The 15,378-nt window shown below is 44.3% G+C and carries 10 protein-coding genes and 2 pseudogenes; 8 read left to right on the top strand and 4 right to left on the bottom strand.

Annotated elements, in window-relative coordinates:
- The 4 genes and pseudogenes from V7K73_RS11705 to V7K73_RS11690 all read left to right on the top strand — a co-directional run.
- A pseudogene (locus tag V7K73_RS11705) lies at positions 1-123 on the top strand (photosystem II D2 protein (photosystem q(a) protein)); the annotation flags it as partial.
- Entirely contained in the window at positions 107-1,498 is a 1,392-nt protein-coding gene (gene psbC / locus V7K73_RS11700; protein ID WP_334880054.1) for a photosystem II reaction center protein CP43, read from the top strand. The pseudogene V7K73_RS11705 and the gene psbC, both read left to right, overlap by 17 nt.
- A gap of 281 nt (positions 1,499-1,779) precedes the next feature.
- A complete protein-coding gene (locus V7K73_RS11695) occupies positions 1,780-1,965 on the top strand; it encodes a PCP reductase family protein (RefSeq protein WP_334880052.1) in 186 nt (61 codons plus the stop codon).
- 312 nt (positions 1,966-2,277) lie between these two features.
- On the top strand, positions 2,278-4,608 hold the full coding sequence (locus V7K73_RS11690) for a beta strand repeat-containing protein (RefSeq protein WP_334880051.1): 2,331 nt from the start codon (positions 2,278-2,280) through the stop codon (positions 4,606-4,608).
- Positions 4,609-4,809: 201 nt separating this feature from the next.
- Here V7K73_RS11690 and V7K73_RS11685 read toward each other — a convergent pair whose 3' ends face one another.
- Positions 4,810-5,646: an SWIM zinc finger family protein gene (locus V7K73_RS11685; RefSeq protein ID WP_334880049.1), complete on the bottom strand. Its 837-nt coding sequence runs from the start codon at positions 5,644-5,646 to the stop codon at positions 4,810-4,812.
- Positions 5,647-5,790: 144 nt separating this feature from the next.
- Here V7K73_RS11685 and V7K73_RS11680 point away from each other — a divergent pair, with 144 nt between their 5' ends.
- A complete protein-coding gene (locus tag V7K73_RS11680; RefSeq protein WP_334880047.1) occupies positions 5,791-7,014 on the top strand; it encodes an FAD-dependent oxidoreductase in 1,224 nt (407 codons plus the stop codon).
- Here V7K73_RS11680 and V7K73_RS11675 read toward each other — a convergent pair.
- Positions 7,001-7,255: a transposase family protein gene (locus tag V7K73_RS11675; protein ID WP_334880045.1), complete on the bottom strand. Its 255-nt coding sequence runs from the start codon at positions 7,253-7,255 to the stop codon at positions 7,001-7,003. The genes V7K73_RS11680 and V7K73_RS11675 overlap by 14 nt on opposite strands.
- A 375-nt stretch (positions 7,256-7,630) precedes the next feature.
- Here V7K73_RS11675 and V7K73_RS11670 point away from each other — a divergent pair, with 375 nt between their 5' ends.
- Entirely contained in the window at positions 7,631-8,179 is a 549-nt protein-coding gene (locus V7K73_RS11670; RefSeq protein ID WP_334880043.1) for a PEP-CTERM sorting domain-containing protein, read from the top strand.
- 643 nt (positions 8,180-8,822) lie between these two features.
- Here the strand turns inward: V7K73_RS11670 and V7K73_RS11665 are convergent.
- Positions 8,823-8,939: pseudogene (locus V7K73_RS11665) on the bottom strand (IS630 family transposase); the annotation flags it as partial.
- A 13-nt stretch (positions 8,940-8,952) separates the two neighbouring features.
- Entirely contained in the window at positions 8,953-12,312 is a 3,360-nt protein-coding gene (locus V7K73_RS11660) for a DEAD/DEAH box helicase (protein ID WP_334880041.1), read from the bottom strand.
- A gap of 138 nt (positions 12,313-12,450) precedes the next feature.
- Between V7K73_RS11660 and V7K73_RS11655 the strand changes: the two genes are divergently transcribed.
- Together V7K73_RS11655 and V7K73_RS11650 are read left to right on the top strand one after the other, a co-directional pair.
- Positions 12,451-12,996: a GNAT family N-acetyltransferase gene (locus V7K73_RS11655; RefSeq protein ID WP_334880039.1), complete on the top strand. Its 546-nt coding sequence runs from the start codon at positions 12,451-12,453 to the stop codon at positions 12,994-12,996.
- A 101-nt stretch (positions 12,997-13,097) separates the two neighbouring features.
- Positions 13,098-15,254 (top strand): polyribonucleotide nucleotidyltransferase, encoded by a 2,157-nt coding sequence (locus tag V7K73_RS11650; RefSeq protein ID WP_334880038.1) that lies wholly within the window; start codon positions 13,098-13,100, stop codon positions 15,252-15,254.
- The last annotated feature ends 124 nt before the right edge of the window (positions 15,255-15,378 follow it).

Genomic DNA, 15,378 nt, shown 5'->3' with positions numbered 1-15,378 from the left:
ACCTTCTATACCAAAAACATTTTGCTGAATGAGGGTATCCGCGCTTGGATGGCTCCTCAAGATCAACCCCACGAACAATTTGTATTCCCTGAGGAGGTATTGCCACGTGGTAACGCTCTCTAATAGACCAAATATATTAGGCGGCACTGGACGCGACCAAGAATCCACAGGTTTTGCCTGGTGGTCTGGTAACGCGCGTTTAATCAATCTATCTGGCAAACTGCTGGGTGCTCACGTTGCCCATGCTGGTTTGATTGTATTCTGGGCTGGAGCGATGACCTTGTTTGAAGTCGCTCACTTCATTCCTGAAAAGCCCATGTACGAGCAGGGCTTGATCCTGTTACCTCACCTCGCCAGTCAGGGTTGGGGTGTTGGTGCTGGTGGTGAAGTTATCGACACCTTCCCCTACTTTGTTGTCGGTGTACTCCACCTAATTTCTTCAGCCGTCCTTGGCTTTGGCGGTATCTATCATGCCGTTCGTGGTCCTGAAACCTTAGAAGAATACTCTTCTTTCTTTGGTTACGACTGGAAAGACAAGAACAAGATGACCAACATCATCGGGTTCCACCTGATTATTTTGGGATGCGGTGCGCTGCTGTTGGTGCTAAAGGCAATGTTCTTTGGTGGTTTGTATGACACCTGGGCACCAGGCGGTGGTGACGTTCGGATTATTACCAATCCGACATTGAACCCAGCAGTAATCTTCGGCTATGTACTCAAGTCTCCCTTCGGTGGCGAAGGCTGGATTGTCAGCGTCGATAACTTAGAAGATGTGGTCGGTGGTCACATCTGGATTGCCTTTATCTGTATTGCTGGCGGTATTTTCCACATTCTTACCAAGCCTTTTGCTTGGTCCCGTCGTGCATCCATCTGGTCTGGTGAGGCTTACCTCTCCTACAGCTTGGGCGCTCTGTCGTTGATGGGCTTCATTGCCTCGATCTTTGTTTGGTTCAACAACACCGTTTACCCCAGCGAATTCTACGGTCCTACGGGTCCAGAAGCTTCTCAAGCTCAGGCTTTGACCTTCTTGATTCGTGACCAACGCTTGGGTGCTAACGTTGGTTCTGCCCAAGGCCCCACAGGATTGGGTAAATACCTGATGCGCTCTCCAACTGGTGAAATCATCTTCGGTGGTGAAACCATGCGCTTCTGGGATTTCCGTGGCCCTTGGTTAGAGCCTCTACGTGGCCCCAATGGTCTTGACCTGGAAAAAATCAAGAACGATATTCAGCCTTGGCAAGCTCGTCGCGCTGCTGAATACATGACCCATGCTCCTCTGGGTTCTTTGAACTCCGTGGGTGGTGTGGCTACCGAAATTAACTCCTTCAACTACGTATCTCCTCGTGCTTGGTTGTCAACTTCTCACTTCGTACTAGGATTCTTCTTCTTAGTTGGTCACTTGTGGCACGCTGGTCGCGCACGGGCTGCGGCTGGTGGTTTTGAGAAAGGAATTAACCGTGCTACTGAGCCAGTGATGTTTATGGACGACCTAGATTAGGTTGTAAAGTTTATTTCATCACTGATAATTAAATAATTTAGAGGCTCTTGCGTAAAAGCAAGGGCTTTTTTTATAGGAAAATTAATAATCTATTGATTAACTGAGCGACTTAACCAACAGAATTAATACTATAGGAATCCGATTTGATTTCTGAAAAAATCTAAGTATTATGTAGGGTGTGTTAGGCGTAAGCCGTAACGCACCAAAAGCTTTGGGGGAGGTGCGTTACGCTGACGCTAACACACCCTACGTGCATTTCAAAAATCAAATATGAGGGCTATATGAGCGATTCCAATTTTATTGATGCTTTGCGATGGACATCTGAAGCTAAAGAAAAATTACAAAATATTCCCTTTTTTGTCCGCTCTCAAGCTAAAGTCAGAATTGAACAGTTGGCTCGTGAAGCAGGACAAGAGATTGTGACAGCCGATTTGGTAGAACAGGCTAGGCTTGAGTTTGGACAATAAAAGATTCTGGAGGTTGCAACAATGACAGTCGCCAAAAATCGAGCAGACGGAGTAATGCTTTATGACATTAGCTAGCAAAAGTTTGAAAATCTTCTAAAAGACTTGGGACATTGGGCAGCAAAGTTAGCTTGCGATCGCCCTACTTTGAAAATTATCAGACCTTTACCTGAACATAAAGATTACATTACAAAGAGATAATAGATTAATAGGTGAGTTGAAGAAAAGTAGTCATCGCCGTCAAAAGGCAGAGCCAAGCGACAATTCAAATGAGCGAACTGACCATACTAATCTAAAATTTGGAGAATTTTAATTATGCCTAGACTTACGGTTCCACCCAATTTCACAGGTACTGCTGGTGACGACACTTTAATTGGGGAAGATTTAAATAAATTTCCAGCAATCGGGATTGATATTTTAACTGGAGGTTTCATTTATACAGGCTTAGGAAAGGACACTATTAAAAGCAATGGCACTGGCGGTAAAGGCGATGATGGTGTTATCGGTAAGAACGTCAATGGCAGCAAAGGCGGTGCTGGAATCGGCATCAGCAATAATGGCAATCTGAATGCTGGGTCTGGCGACGACGCTATCATCAGCAAGGGTATTGGGGGTAGTGGAGGCAAGGGTGCGGAGGTGCGTGGTTATGGTTCTGGCACTTTTGGCGGCGATGCCGGTACAGGGACTGGCATCAGTAACAGTGGCATCCTTAATACTGGGTTGGGCAACGATACTATCATCAGCAATGGCACTGGCGGCAACGGCGGCGACGGCGGCGGTCAATCCTTGAGTGGCGGCTACAGTGGATATGGGATTGGCATCAGCAACAGTGGCAAACTGAATACTGGGGGCGGAAATGACACAATCGCAGGCACTGCTCAGGGCGGCACTCCTGGTGCTGATTACGTTGGCATCAATGGTAGTACTGCAACAGGCATCAGTAACAGTGGCAAACTGAATGCAGGGGACGGAAATGACACGATCTCTGGCACTGGTCAGGGCGGCAATGGTGGTGGCGGTCGCTTCGGCAGCGACGGCGGATTTGGGATAGGTATCAGCAACACTGGGCAACTGGATACCGGAGACGGAAAAGACACCATCGCTGGTATCGGTATTGGCGGCATGTCCGGCTTCGGGATTGGTGGGCCTGGCTCTGGAGGTGCAGGGACTGGCATCAGCAATAATGGCAATCTGAATACAGGGGCCGGAAATGACACAATCACTGGCACTGGGACTGGGACTGCTACTAATCAAGGCAGCGTTTTCGTCGGCGATACCATTTTACCCGTCGGCGGCGGTCCTGGAACTGGCATCATTAACAGTAAGAAACTGGATACCGGAGACGGAGAAGACACGATCATAGGCACTGGCACAGGTATTAGCGACACAAACAATGCAACTGGCATCCAGAACATGAAAGGTGCCACCATCACCACAGGACAGGGTAACGACACAATTACTGGTTCTGGCAAAAGTTTAGTCTACAGCCCCATCGTCATAGGCATCTCCAACGATGGAGTAATTGATACTGGCAATGGTTGTGACATCCTTACGGGACTTGCTAGCACAACAAGTTCCATAAGCGACACTGGTACTTCCATAGCCACTGGCATAGGCAATTATGGACAAGGAACGATCTGGACTGGGTTGGGCAATGACACTATTACTGGCACAGGTGTTGGCGTTAACAGCGAGAATGCCTATTACGATTTTAAGGGCGATAATGGTGGCACTGGAACAGGTATTAGTAACAGTGGCAATCTGAATGCAGGGGATGGGAATGACACTATCATCGGCACAGGTGTTGGCGGTAATGGTGGTAATGGTGGTAATGGCACTACTTTTCAAGGTGGTAATGGTGGTAATGGTGGTAATGGTGGTAATGGTGGTAATGGTGGTAATGGTGGTAATGGTGGCACTGGAACAGGTATTAGTAACAGTAGCAATCTGAATGCAGGGGATGGGAATGACACTATCACTGGCACAGGTGTTGGCGGTAATGGCGATCGGGGTGGTAATGGCATTAATGGCGGTAATGACGGTAATGGCGGTAATGGTGGCACTGGAACAGGTATTAGTAACAGTGGCAATCTGAATGCAGGGGATGGGAATGACACTATCATCGGCACAGGTGTTGGCGGCAGAGGTGGTACTGGCAAAATACCAGGCACAAATGCCACCGGCTATGGCATTTTCAACGACGGAGTAATTGATACTGGGAATGGTTATGACATCCTTACCGGAAAGGCTACAGCAACAATTGGTGGTGCTGCATACGGCATTTATGGAAAAGGAATGATTAAAACTGGTGATGGTAATGACAAAATTACATCCACCAGTACCATCAATGAAGTTCAACAAAAAGTTACTATTGGTGGCGGTATCAACATTGATCTAGGTACTGGAAATGACTACTTCAAAGGGTTTGGTACTGGGACTGTGGATGGTGGAAAAGGTTTTGACACCTTAGACCTCAGTGCTTTCAATCGCTCTCAACTCACTTTTTCTGGTGTGATTTCGGGCAATGCTTTAAACCCAGCTAACATCAACTTCAATAACAATGGAAATGTTATTACACTCTCTACTACGGGCTTTGAGAATTTTATCTTTGCAGATAGCACTTTGTCCTACAGCGCTTTGGTCTGAAACTAAAATTACAATAATCTTACGAAAAATACAGCAGATTACAAGTTAATAAAGTACAAAAATACCCCTCTCTAACCCTCCCTTTGGAAAGGGGAGAGAACTAGATTGGGAATTTTCACCCAATACATCGGGGGGATTAAGGGGGTAAGAATATACTTCATTTAGATGCAAAATGCTCTAATTACGAATTACGAATTAATATCAACTTCCTCCCACATTCATTGCTGCTAAAAAAGCTTTCTGGCTCACATCTCTGTAAACTGTATTCAAAGACTTCATTACCATATCACTGGAAGTTGAATTTACTGCATTTTCCTCTTCCTTCGCTAGCGGGATTGCTCCTAATACATCTAAAACCATCTCATTAGTAGACGGCGCAATCACTACTAATGATGACTCTAGTGGCTCATTGTATTGCCAGAAAGAGTCAATTTTTACTGAGTATTTGTTATTAGGAATTGACTGTTGAATATCAAGCGTTTCTGTGGTATTAGGTTGAATCTTGGCACTACGTAATTGACGTAAATCGCTGATAATTTGCTCTTTGGTGCGTCCGCGCAATTGAAATAGTACAAAAGGGTCTTCACTGAAGCGATCGCCTAACTGATAATACAGCGCAGCAATATGTTTACAGGGATTTGCTTTATCTGGACAAGAGCATTTACTCTGGACATCACCAAGGGTAAAAGGAAATATCGAAAGTCCATTAGCCGTGAATACTTCTTCTATATTTTGTGGCATTTCTCCTGCTAGTAGTTTGGCAGCAAAAATTGCCCTTTGGGACATGGTTTCAATAACATAACCCCATTGTTCATCGCTAAAAGGTTCAAGGGAAAGGGAAACTTTATAAGGTTCAATTTCACTACCTTGCACCCTAGCTAATACTTTCGCACCTTTAAATTCGATGCTCAAAACATTTCCTTGACGAGCATAGTTTCTCGCACGTTCTAAACGCTTTTTAAAGCGATAGGAATCTAGCAAATCTAGCCATTGCTGTGACCACCATTCGCGGCTTGCTTGTAATGTGTAATTAGTCATAAGTCAATTTAAAATTCCAAATTATGGAAAATTCTAGAATAGATGGGTTGATCTGGTTTTGTGACAGCATTTGTCCTGAGTCGGAACCCACTTTTTGGTATCGTATGTGATAATGCTCCTCAGTTGAAATTAATCAGTAAAGTCATGCTTTGGAACAAGGTGAACGAGATGATTGAAGTCAATTCGACCGATAATGTCTTGGATGTCGCAATCATTGGAGCCGGGCCAGGTGGACTCTCTGCGGCTCATGCTTTAGCACGACTTGGCTTCTCGATTGGGGTTTTTGAGCAAGCCTACATCTTGCGACCAATTGGTGCTGCCCTGGGGATGGGTGATGCTGGCTATACTGCCCTAGCAAAGATCGATCCCCAACTGGCGCAGCAGGTGCGGCTGTTGGCGGTGAATCCCAAACAGCAGATGTTGATGCGGCCAAATGGCGAGGTTCTTTTCGCTGATGAATCCCCACTTGCCGGGACAGGCTTCACCTGGCTATGCTGGCATAACCTACAGACCTGTCTTTATAAAGCACTGCCCGCGACGGTATCACTTCATCTTAACCATACCCTCATCGGTTTCACTCGGACTTCAGTCCAGGGTCAAGAGCAATTGCGTTTGAAGTTCCGTCAACAGGAAGATGTCTCTGCCCGACTTTTAATTGGTGCCGACGGTTACAACTCTGCGGTGAGAAGCATTACCGTTGCAGATGGTGTCCCTCTTTATACAGGAACCATGACTTGGAGGGGGATTGTGAAACGGAAAAACTTGCCCTCACTTACCGCTCCCTTCGTTGAATCTGCTGGATTTCAACTTGTGGTTGGAGAAAAAAAGAACTTCTGGATAATGGATGCGGGTACGGAATTGCTTGCCTGGGGTGGCACAGCCCTACGTTTGAATCACTCGAAAAGTTCATCAGCGCTAGAGACGGTACTCCAAATATTTGAGCAATGGCCGCCTCTGGTTGAAAGTGTGATTACAGCCACTAAGCCTGAGAGCATCATCGAAACTGGTGTATTCGACAGGGAACCAGTGCCGCAGTGGGGGGACTTGAGACGTGTTACCCTACTGGGTGATGCAGCCCACCCGATGCGGCCATCGTTGGGATTGGGCACAACTATGGCTATACAGGATGTGGTAGCCTTGGCTAAGGTTCTAGCCCGTACTGATCTAGGTGATGGGGAACAACTCGGCGTTGCTCTACACACTTACGAGCAAGAGAGGATTGCCATTTCGGCCCCGTTACAGCGCCTTGCCCGACAGGAGGGTGCTAATTCCCATACTGAAGATCAGGCAGACCGGCTCAAAGAAGGATTTTTAGCCGCCCTGGCAGCACGCAGGCAGGCATCGCAGAAGCACTTCAGTGGTGATTGAAAATTGTTGCTACTGAACTAAAGTCGCAGGGCGAACGTGGTAGCTCCAAAAATGTTTTTAACCACTCATACTTCGTACAGCCATACAGTTCAATCGCCACCCAACTGTCCGCCCCACATATCACCGCACAAATGGTAATAGTCAAAATATCAATTAACTTGTGTCGCTTCGTATGATCTATTCGTGGATCTGATATCTGTGTAAGGTGGTCAGCAATTTTAATTTTGGGCTTGAGTTTCACGCAAACTGGGGCAATATTGCTACTTTTACAATGATTTTACCATCAATGCCCCATTGCTTATCCTTCATACCACACGCGATCGCTGCCTTTATCCTTTATTTAGTATTTATGTACTATATTTAGATGCGTTTGCCCGGCAGCGCCAAGCATTAACCTGCTGAAAAAGCAGGCTTTTCTTAACCTTAACTCAAGCATATTGAGCTTTCGGATACCCAAGGCAGATTGATTTTCACCTTGGGCATCATCCTGCCGGGGCTTGGCTGCTTGACCTTTATCAAAGCTTTATAAATGTATTGTCCGAAAATATGTAATGATTAATGCGCTCAAATAGTTTTTATTGCAGACATCACTTTTATCTTTGAAGGAACTAGCTTTATGGCTTCTTTAGCTTCTCTAATCAAGTTACCATTAGTTACCGCTGGAACTGCATTTTTCAGCTTGGTAACCGCCACATCATCAATGGCAATCACTCTTACAGGCACAACTGTTGGTCAGCCTACCTACAATCGTCCTTCAACTACCAACAATCCTCCTACTAGTCTTTCTCCAACGGCTACTAACGTTCCGTTCGCTGTCAATAATTTTACTGTCGCCACTAATGGGGTTTACAACTTTAATACGACTGCCCCTGGTTTTGATTATTCCCAGTTCTTGTACGAGAACAATTTCAACTCGACCCAACCACTAAGTAATATTCTTTTTACGAATAACCCTTTCAATAGTGGTTCAAAGAGTTTTAATTATAGCTTAATAACAGGAACCGATTATTTTTTGGTGACAAGTGGATTTAGCAATACTACTACAGGTGCGTTTTCTACCAATGTAACTCCCGTGCCTGAACCGTCTGGAGTAGGCACATTAGCCTTTGGTGCAATAGGTGCTGCTTACTTACTGAAGCGCCGATTTAAGAAGATTGCAATTTGAAAATCACCTGGCCTCTTGCAAAAGTTCTAAATTTAGATTTGTTCTCTGTGCATGAGATAAAAAAAATTATGCAAGAGGTCTATTCAGGAAAGTGAACTTCCTTTAAGTAGGTGGGCGCTAAAAATCTCAGTACATTAAGAAATGTAAATCGCTTAAAAGCTTATATTCAAAGGGTTTCTGGTGCTTTGCATAAGTTTACGTAGTTTGGTTTTATCATGCCTACCTACTTATACCAAAAGTTTAGATGTCAGAGGTGAGTTTCTGCGTTGAAAAGGATGATATATATACCTTTGTTCCATTCCTCATCAAAAAATTATCAAATATATTCTTGATTTATATGTATTATTTAATAGTTAAAAATAAACCCCGTTAGTTAATACAATCTGCAATTAAAACTCGCAAAGCTTTCGCCGCGTTGACGATTTCTACTCTGTCAGCACTCACCATTTTGGACGCTTTGATACCCCTAGTGGTACAGGCACAACCTCCTAATAAAATACAAGAGTTTTCTTATACTCAAGGAGCAGAAAAAGTATGTTCCAACAAAAGTTTGCAGGGAACATATGAAGCTATAGGTAGTGGGTATGTGAATAAAACCGACCCGTATGCCATAAATGCTTTACTCACCTATGATGGAAGGAGATAAATATATCAATTTAGCTCCCACAGCTTCTATAGCTTCTTTAATACCAGCAACTTTGTGAGAAGTGAAATTATCCATGACGACACAAGCGCCAGTCCAAAGTTGAGGTACTAAAGTCCTTACTACAAAATTATTCTCCATCATCGTCAATTACTGCACTGCGGTCAAGTAATAGTAAGTTTCGGAGTTGGTCTGTATCCATTTCAGTTAACCACTCTTCACCAGGACTAACAACTTGTTCAGCCAATTGTTTCTTACTTTCAATCATGTCATGAATTTTTTCTTCTAAAGTGCCTGTGCAAACAAATTTATGCACTTGCACATTTCGGGTTTGACCAATTCGAAATACTCTATCTGTCGCTTGATTTTCCACAGCTGGATTCCACCATCTGTCAAAATGGAATACATGATTGGCTCTGGTTAAATTCAGTCCTACACCACCTGCTTTTAGAGAAAGAATCATAATCGGTGGCCCTTGAGGATCGTGTTGGAAACGGTCGATCATTTCCTCTCGTTGTTTTTTACTGGTGCTACCATATAAAAAGAATATTTCTCGCTTTAGCTGTTTTTCTAAATAGGGTTTAAGTAACTTACCCCACTCAGCAAATTGTGTAAAAATTAAAGCTCTATCGCCTTCTGCTAAAACTTCTTCTAACATTTCTTCTAGACGCAGAAGTTTGGCTGAATTATGTTGCTCTAATGTCGTCTGTTTCAAAAATTGTGCAGGATGATTGCAGATTTGTTTGAGTTTGATTAGCAAAGCTAAAATCATCCCCCGACGTTGCAATCCTTCAGCAGATTCTATTTCTACTAAAGATTGTTCTACAACTTGTTGATAAAGTGCAGCTTGTTCACCAGTTAGACCGCAAAATACGGTCATTTCTTGCTTATCTGGTAAATCTTGAATGATGTCGCGATCGCTTTTCAATCGTCGCAGTATAAATGGCTGAACTAATGCACGTAGCTGAGTCAAAGAAGCCGTATCACCATACTTTTCAATTGGCATAGCAAACCGGCGCTGGAAAAATTGCTTATTGCCTAAATACCCAGGATTCAAAAAATCTAAAATAGACCAGAGTTCTTGTAGTCTATTTTCTACTGGTGTCCCCGTCAACGCAATCCGAAATGTAGCTGATAATTGCCGCACTGCTTTTGATTGCTTCGCCTCTGGATTTTTCACATTTTGGGCTTCGTCTAAAACTATTATCTGCCAAGAGACACTTTGCAATGACTTGATATCTCGATGAAGTAGAGAATAGCTAGTAACAATTAAATCATGTTTTTTGACTGCTTCTAAAAACGCTTTCCCTTTTGGGCGTTTGTCACCGTGATATTGCAAAATTTTCAGGCTTGGTGCAAATTTATTGACTTCCCTTTCCCAGTTACCTAAAACAGAAGTTGGACAAACCAATAGAGTTGGATTTTCTAGTGCATCTTGTTCTTTGAGATGTAGCAAAAAAGCAATGAACTGAATAGTTTTACCTAATCCCATATCGTCGGCGAGACACGCACCCAAGCCCCAACGTTCTAAGAAGGATAGCCAAGCAGCACCACGTTCTTGATAAGGCCGCAACTGTCCTTTAAAGCCTGTTGGTGTGGGCAAAGGTTCAAGCGCTTGATTATTTGTTAACGCCCCAATCAACTCTTGCAATGCCCCAGATGCCTCAAAACTGACCACTGGTAATTTTTCAATTACCTGGGTATCCCCTGTACTGAAACGCAAGGCATCTTCGAGGGAAAGCGCCATTTGGTCTTTGCGAGTCGTAAAAAAAGTTTGGGCTGTCTTGATGTCTTGGGGGCGCAATTCCACCCACTCGCCGTTAATTTCCACTAGCGGACTATTTAAAGCCACAAGTTTATCAAACTCGGCTTTAGAAATAGTTTGTCCACCAATTGCCAATTGCCATTGGAAATTCAGCAGACTTTGCAACCCTAAACGCCCTTGCTTTTTCTTTGGGGTTTCGGCTGTAATTTTTAAACCCAAACGGTTCGCCCATCCTTCACGGTTCGCCAAACTGGGAGGTAAAATTACTCCTAAACCACTGTCTTCTAACCTCCAAGCTACAGCTTTGATAAACTCATAAGCTTGCATGGGGGTGATATGAGAAAATTGGGGATATTCGGTTTCAAAACTGGGTGCGATCGCTGGATATAATCTAGAAGCTAGCCCCAATCCTCGCAAAAATGTTTCCTGTGGTTGTTCAATTGTCCGATTTTCATAAACCAATCGTTCAACTGGATTGTTCCAAATAGTTGCCGCATCCACCAAAAACTCAGGATCGTCAGCCGCTTGCAGATAATACGCCAATGTCCAATCTGTTTCGCCAGACTCTGGAGAACGCAGTTCAAAACAAGTACGAAATAGAGTTTTAAGAGTTAATTGATATTGTAGCGGCATAGTCCAAGCTTTCAGTGCCGCTTCCAGTCGTTCCACTTCAATTGCATCTGCATTAACTGTACCAGATGCACTTGTTAAAGCTTGCAACCACTGTCGCACGCCAGATGGTAAAGATGCGTAGGCGTTGCCCGTCGTAGACATCGCATCTTCTTCCATTGGAGGCTGAGAACCCACCATTTCTCGCACTTGGGCATCTATCGTACTGTTAAGAAATGCCAAAAGTAATTCTTGAGGTTCGGTAGGGAAGTTTACCGCTAGGTGAGGGGATGAGGGGGATGAGGGGGATGAGGGAGTATTTTCTTCTCTGGCTCCCTCATCTCCCCCTACTCCCTCATCTCCCCCCACTTCGCACTCCCCAGTCCCCACTCCCTCTTGATAAGTCCGACAAACCAATGGCATATTCGCAGAAAATCTTTCTAGACGGGTTCCATCTACTGCACTGTCTAGAAGTACTTGCCATTTAGCAGCAAATGCACCATCTGATTGTCGGTCAATTGTTGGTAAAAACTTACACCGTGAGATTAAATCTAAACTCCATCGGGCAACCTGCGACCAAAAACGTAAATCTCCTCCTAAAAATGCATCTTCTCCGTTAGTAGCATTTAGGGGAATAGCAGCGAGAAATTTTACTGCTTCGCTGGGGTTAAGACAAAAACCTTCAACTCGCCACGGTTGCAAATATTGCGGGGAGTCTGCGTCTAACCCCAAGCTGGCAGAATGTACGGGAAAAATCGCTGCTGTTCCCTCGCTACTGCCTTCTGGGATATAAGTTGGTAGGGCAATGATTTGCGAATGTGTTGGTATGATCTCAGTCGGACTGGCGGCTTTGCGCGTTCGCCCAGTAGTAGCGATCGCAATTTGGGGCTGCTGAATAAAGTTGGTAATTGCCATATTTTGCGAATCGCCAAAGGCGACGCTTTGCGAACGCAACCACTCACTCAACTCAACTACTGTCATTGCCAATGGATGTAATAGTATATTTCCAGATCCATTAGGCTCGATATTCACTCGTGGCGATCGCCAAGTTTCCCCCCAAATAAATAAACAACCCTTTTGACTTTTTAGTAACCAATTACAGTGTAAAATCGCCATTTGCTAATTACTCAGATTTCCCAAAGTTAAAGAATGAAAATCACAATTGTTCTAATTTTTGTATTTTATCAATAAGATTTTTTAGTTAAAAATTACATAATATTATAATTAATTCATTTAACAGCAAAATTATTTATAATGATTCTTCCCTTAATTAAAGTTTTAAAAAGCGGTAAAATAGCTGAACTAGATTATATGCATCCTCAAGAACAGGAGGTTGTAAGAGCATTACTCAATGTTGTAATTATTGAAGGTAAAACTTATCCCCAAAAGCAACCTCTATCTCAGGCAGAATTTTCAGCTTACTGGTTGAGTAAAGATGCCTTTGTTGTCAGGACATCTGGTCAGGATGCTACACACAAACCAAAAGAAATATTAGGGGCGTTTTATTTAAAACCAAACTTCCCCGGTCGGTGTTGCCATATTTGCAACGCTGGTTTTATTGTACAACCTCAGTTACGCAATCAGGGGATCGGGCGGTTCATGGGAGAGGCGATGCTCTTAATAGCAGCAAACCTGGGCTATGAGGCAGTAATGTTCAATTTGATATTTGAAACTAATATACCTTCAATTAGACTTTGGCAGTCTTTAGGATTTGAGATCATTGGGCGCATTGGGCGTGCGGCGAAGCTAAAAGATGAACAAGTGGTAGACGCGCTGATCATGTATCGTGCTTTGGGTTGAACTACTTATCTATCTTTGTATGTACTAGAAGCCAGTCATAGTGCATAAATGTTAGGATTGCCACAGAAAGAGAATAGCGAAAGAGAAGGAAAAAAAACTGAATGGCAGAAGTTGATAAGTCAATATCCTTCGATGGAAGGGATATTCGACTGAAAGTAGGCTTACTAGCTCCCCAGGCTGGTGGGTCGGTTTTGATAGAATCGGGGGACACATCAGTTTTAGTGACGGCTACGCGATCGCAAGCCAGAGAAGGCATTGATTTTCTTCCCCTTACAGTAGATTATGAAGAAAGGCTATATGCAGCTGGTAGGATTCCTGGAGGGATCATGCGCCGAGAAGGTCGTCCACCAGAAAAAACAATTCTCACCAGCCGTCTTATAGACCGCCCCATGCGTCCCCTATTCCCCTCATGGCTACGGGATGACCTGCAAATTATTGCCTTAACAATGTCGATGGACGAGCTAGTTCCACCCGATGTGTTAGCTGTTACAGGCGCTTCTATCGCTACCCTAATTGCCCAGATTCCTTTTAATGGGCCAATGGCAGCAGTGCGGGTTGGTTTAGTGGGAGATGATTTTATTATTAACCCCACGTATGCAGAAATTGAAGCTGGAGACTTGGATCTAGTCGTAGCAGGTTCACCACATGGCGTAATCATGGTGGAGGCGGGAGCCAATCAATTGCCAGAACGAGATATTATCGAGGCGATTGACTTTGGTTATGAAGCAGTGCGGGACTTAATCAAAGCGCAGCAAGATTTAGTCGCAGAACTGGGTCTGGTAATAGTGCAAGAAGCACCACCAGACGTAGACCAAACGCTAGAAAATTATATCCGCGATCGCGCTAGCAGCCAGATTAAGAAAATTCTGTCTCAATTTAGTTTCACCAAACCCGAACGCGATGCAGCTTTAGATGTCGTCAAGGATGAAATTGCCACGACGATTAAGGAACTTTCAGAATCAGACCCAATTCGAGTTGCCGCAACTGCAAATAGCAAGGCACTTGGTAACACTTTTAAAGATATTACCAAACACTTCATGCGGCGGCAAATCGTCGAAGATAACGTTCGTGTTGATGGTCGTAAACTTGATGAAGTGCGACCTGTTTCTTGTTTAGTTGGTGTATTACCAAAGCGAGTCCACGGTAGCGGTTTATTTAACCGAGAACTAACTCAGGTCTTATCAGCTTGTACTCTGGGTACACCTGGGGATGCTCAAAACCTCAACGATGACATGCAGTTAGATCAACACAAACGTTACCTGCATCATTACAACTTCCCGCCGTTCTCAGTCGGCGAAACCAAGCCAATGCGGGCCCCAGGAAGGCGCGAAATTGGTCACGGCGCATTAGCAGAACGAGCATTACTACCTGTGCTACCGTCGAAAGAAGAATTTCCCTACGTGATTCGCATCGTATCGGAAGTACTTTCCTCCAACGGTTCCACTTCAATGGGTTCAGTCTGCGGTTCCACCCTAGCCCTGATGGATGCTGGTGTACCAATTACCAAACCCGTTAGTGGCGCAGCAATGGGTCTGATTAAGGAAGGGGACGAAGTGCGAGTCCTCACCGATATTCAGGGCATTGAAGACTTTTTGGGCGACATGGACTTCAAAGTTGCTGGTACCGATACCGGGATTACCGCCTTGCAAATGGATATGAAAATATCCGGTTTGTCGTTGGAGGTTATTTCCCAAGCCGTTCACCAAGCCAAAGCAGCCCGGTTGCACATTCTGGAGAAAATGCTTGCTTGCATTGACACGCCACGGATTGAAACCTCACCTTATGCCCCACGTCTGTTAACAATCAAGATTGATTCAGACATGATTGGTCTGGTAATTGGGCCTGGAGGTAAGACGATTAAGGGGATTACAGAAGAAACTGGTGCGAAAATTGACATCGAAGATGATGGCACCGTGACAATTTCGGCTGTGGATGAGAACAGGGCCAAAAAAGCCAGAAACATCATCCAAGGGATGACACGCAAGCTACACGAAGGGGATGTCTACGCAGGACGGATCACGCGGATTATACCGATAGGTGCATTTGTGGAGTTTCTGCCTGGAAAAGAAGGGATGATTCACATCTCACAACTAGCTGACTACCGCGTTGGCAAAGTTGAAGATGAAGTAGCGGTGGGCGATGAAGTGATTATCAAAGTGCGCGAAATTGATAACAAAGGTCGGATTAATCTCACCCGCTTGGGTATCCACCCAGATCAAGCAACAGCAGCACGGGAAGCGGCGGCGGTGAATCGGTAACTCGATTTGGGATTTTAGATTAGATTAAATCTAAAATCCGCGATGCCTACTGTGAAGGCATCGCCGTATACTTCTCTAATTAGTTGCAATTTTAAATTGATAGCAATAAGACGGTTAATAAATG

It is taken from the genome of Nostoc sp. (assembly GCF_036916975.1).
In the GTDB taxonomy this organism is placed as follows: Bacteria; Cyanobacteriota; Cyanobacteriia; order Cyanobacteriales; family Nostocaceae; genus Nostoc.
Note: the sequence above shows the minus strand (reverse complement) of the source record. Positions and strands in the feature narration are given on the sequence as shown.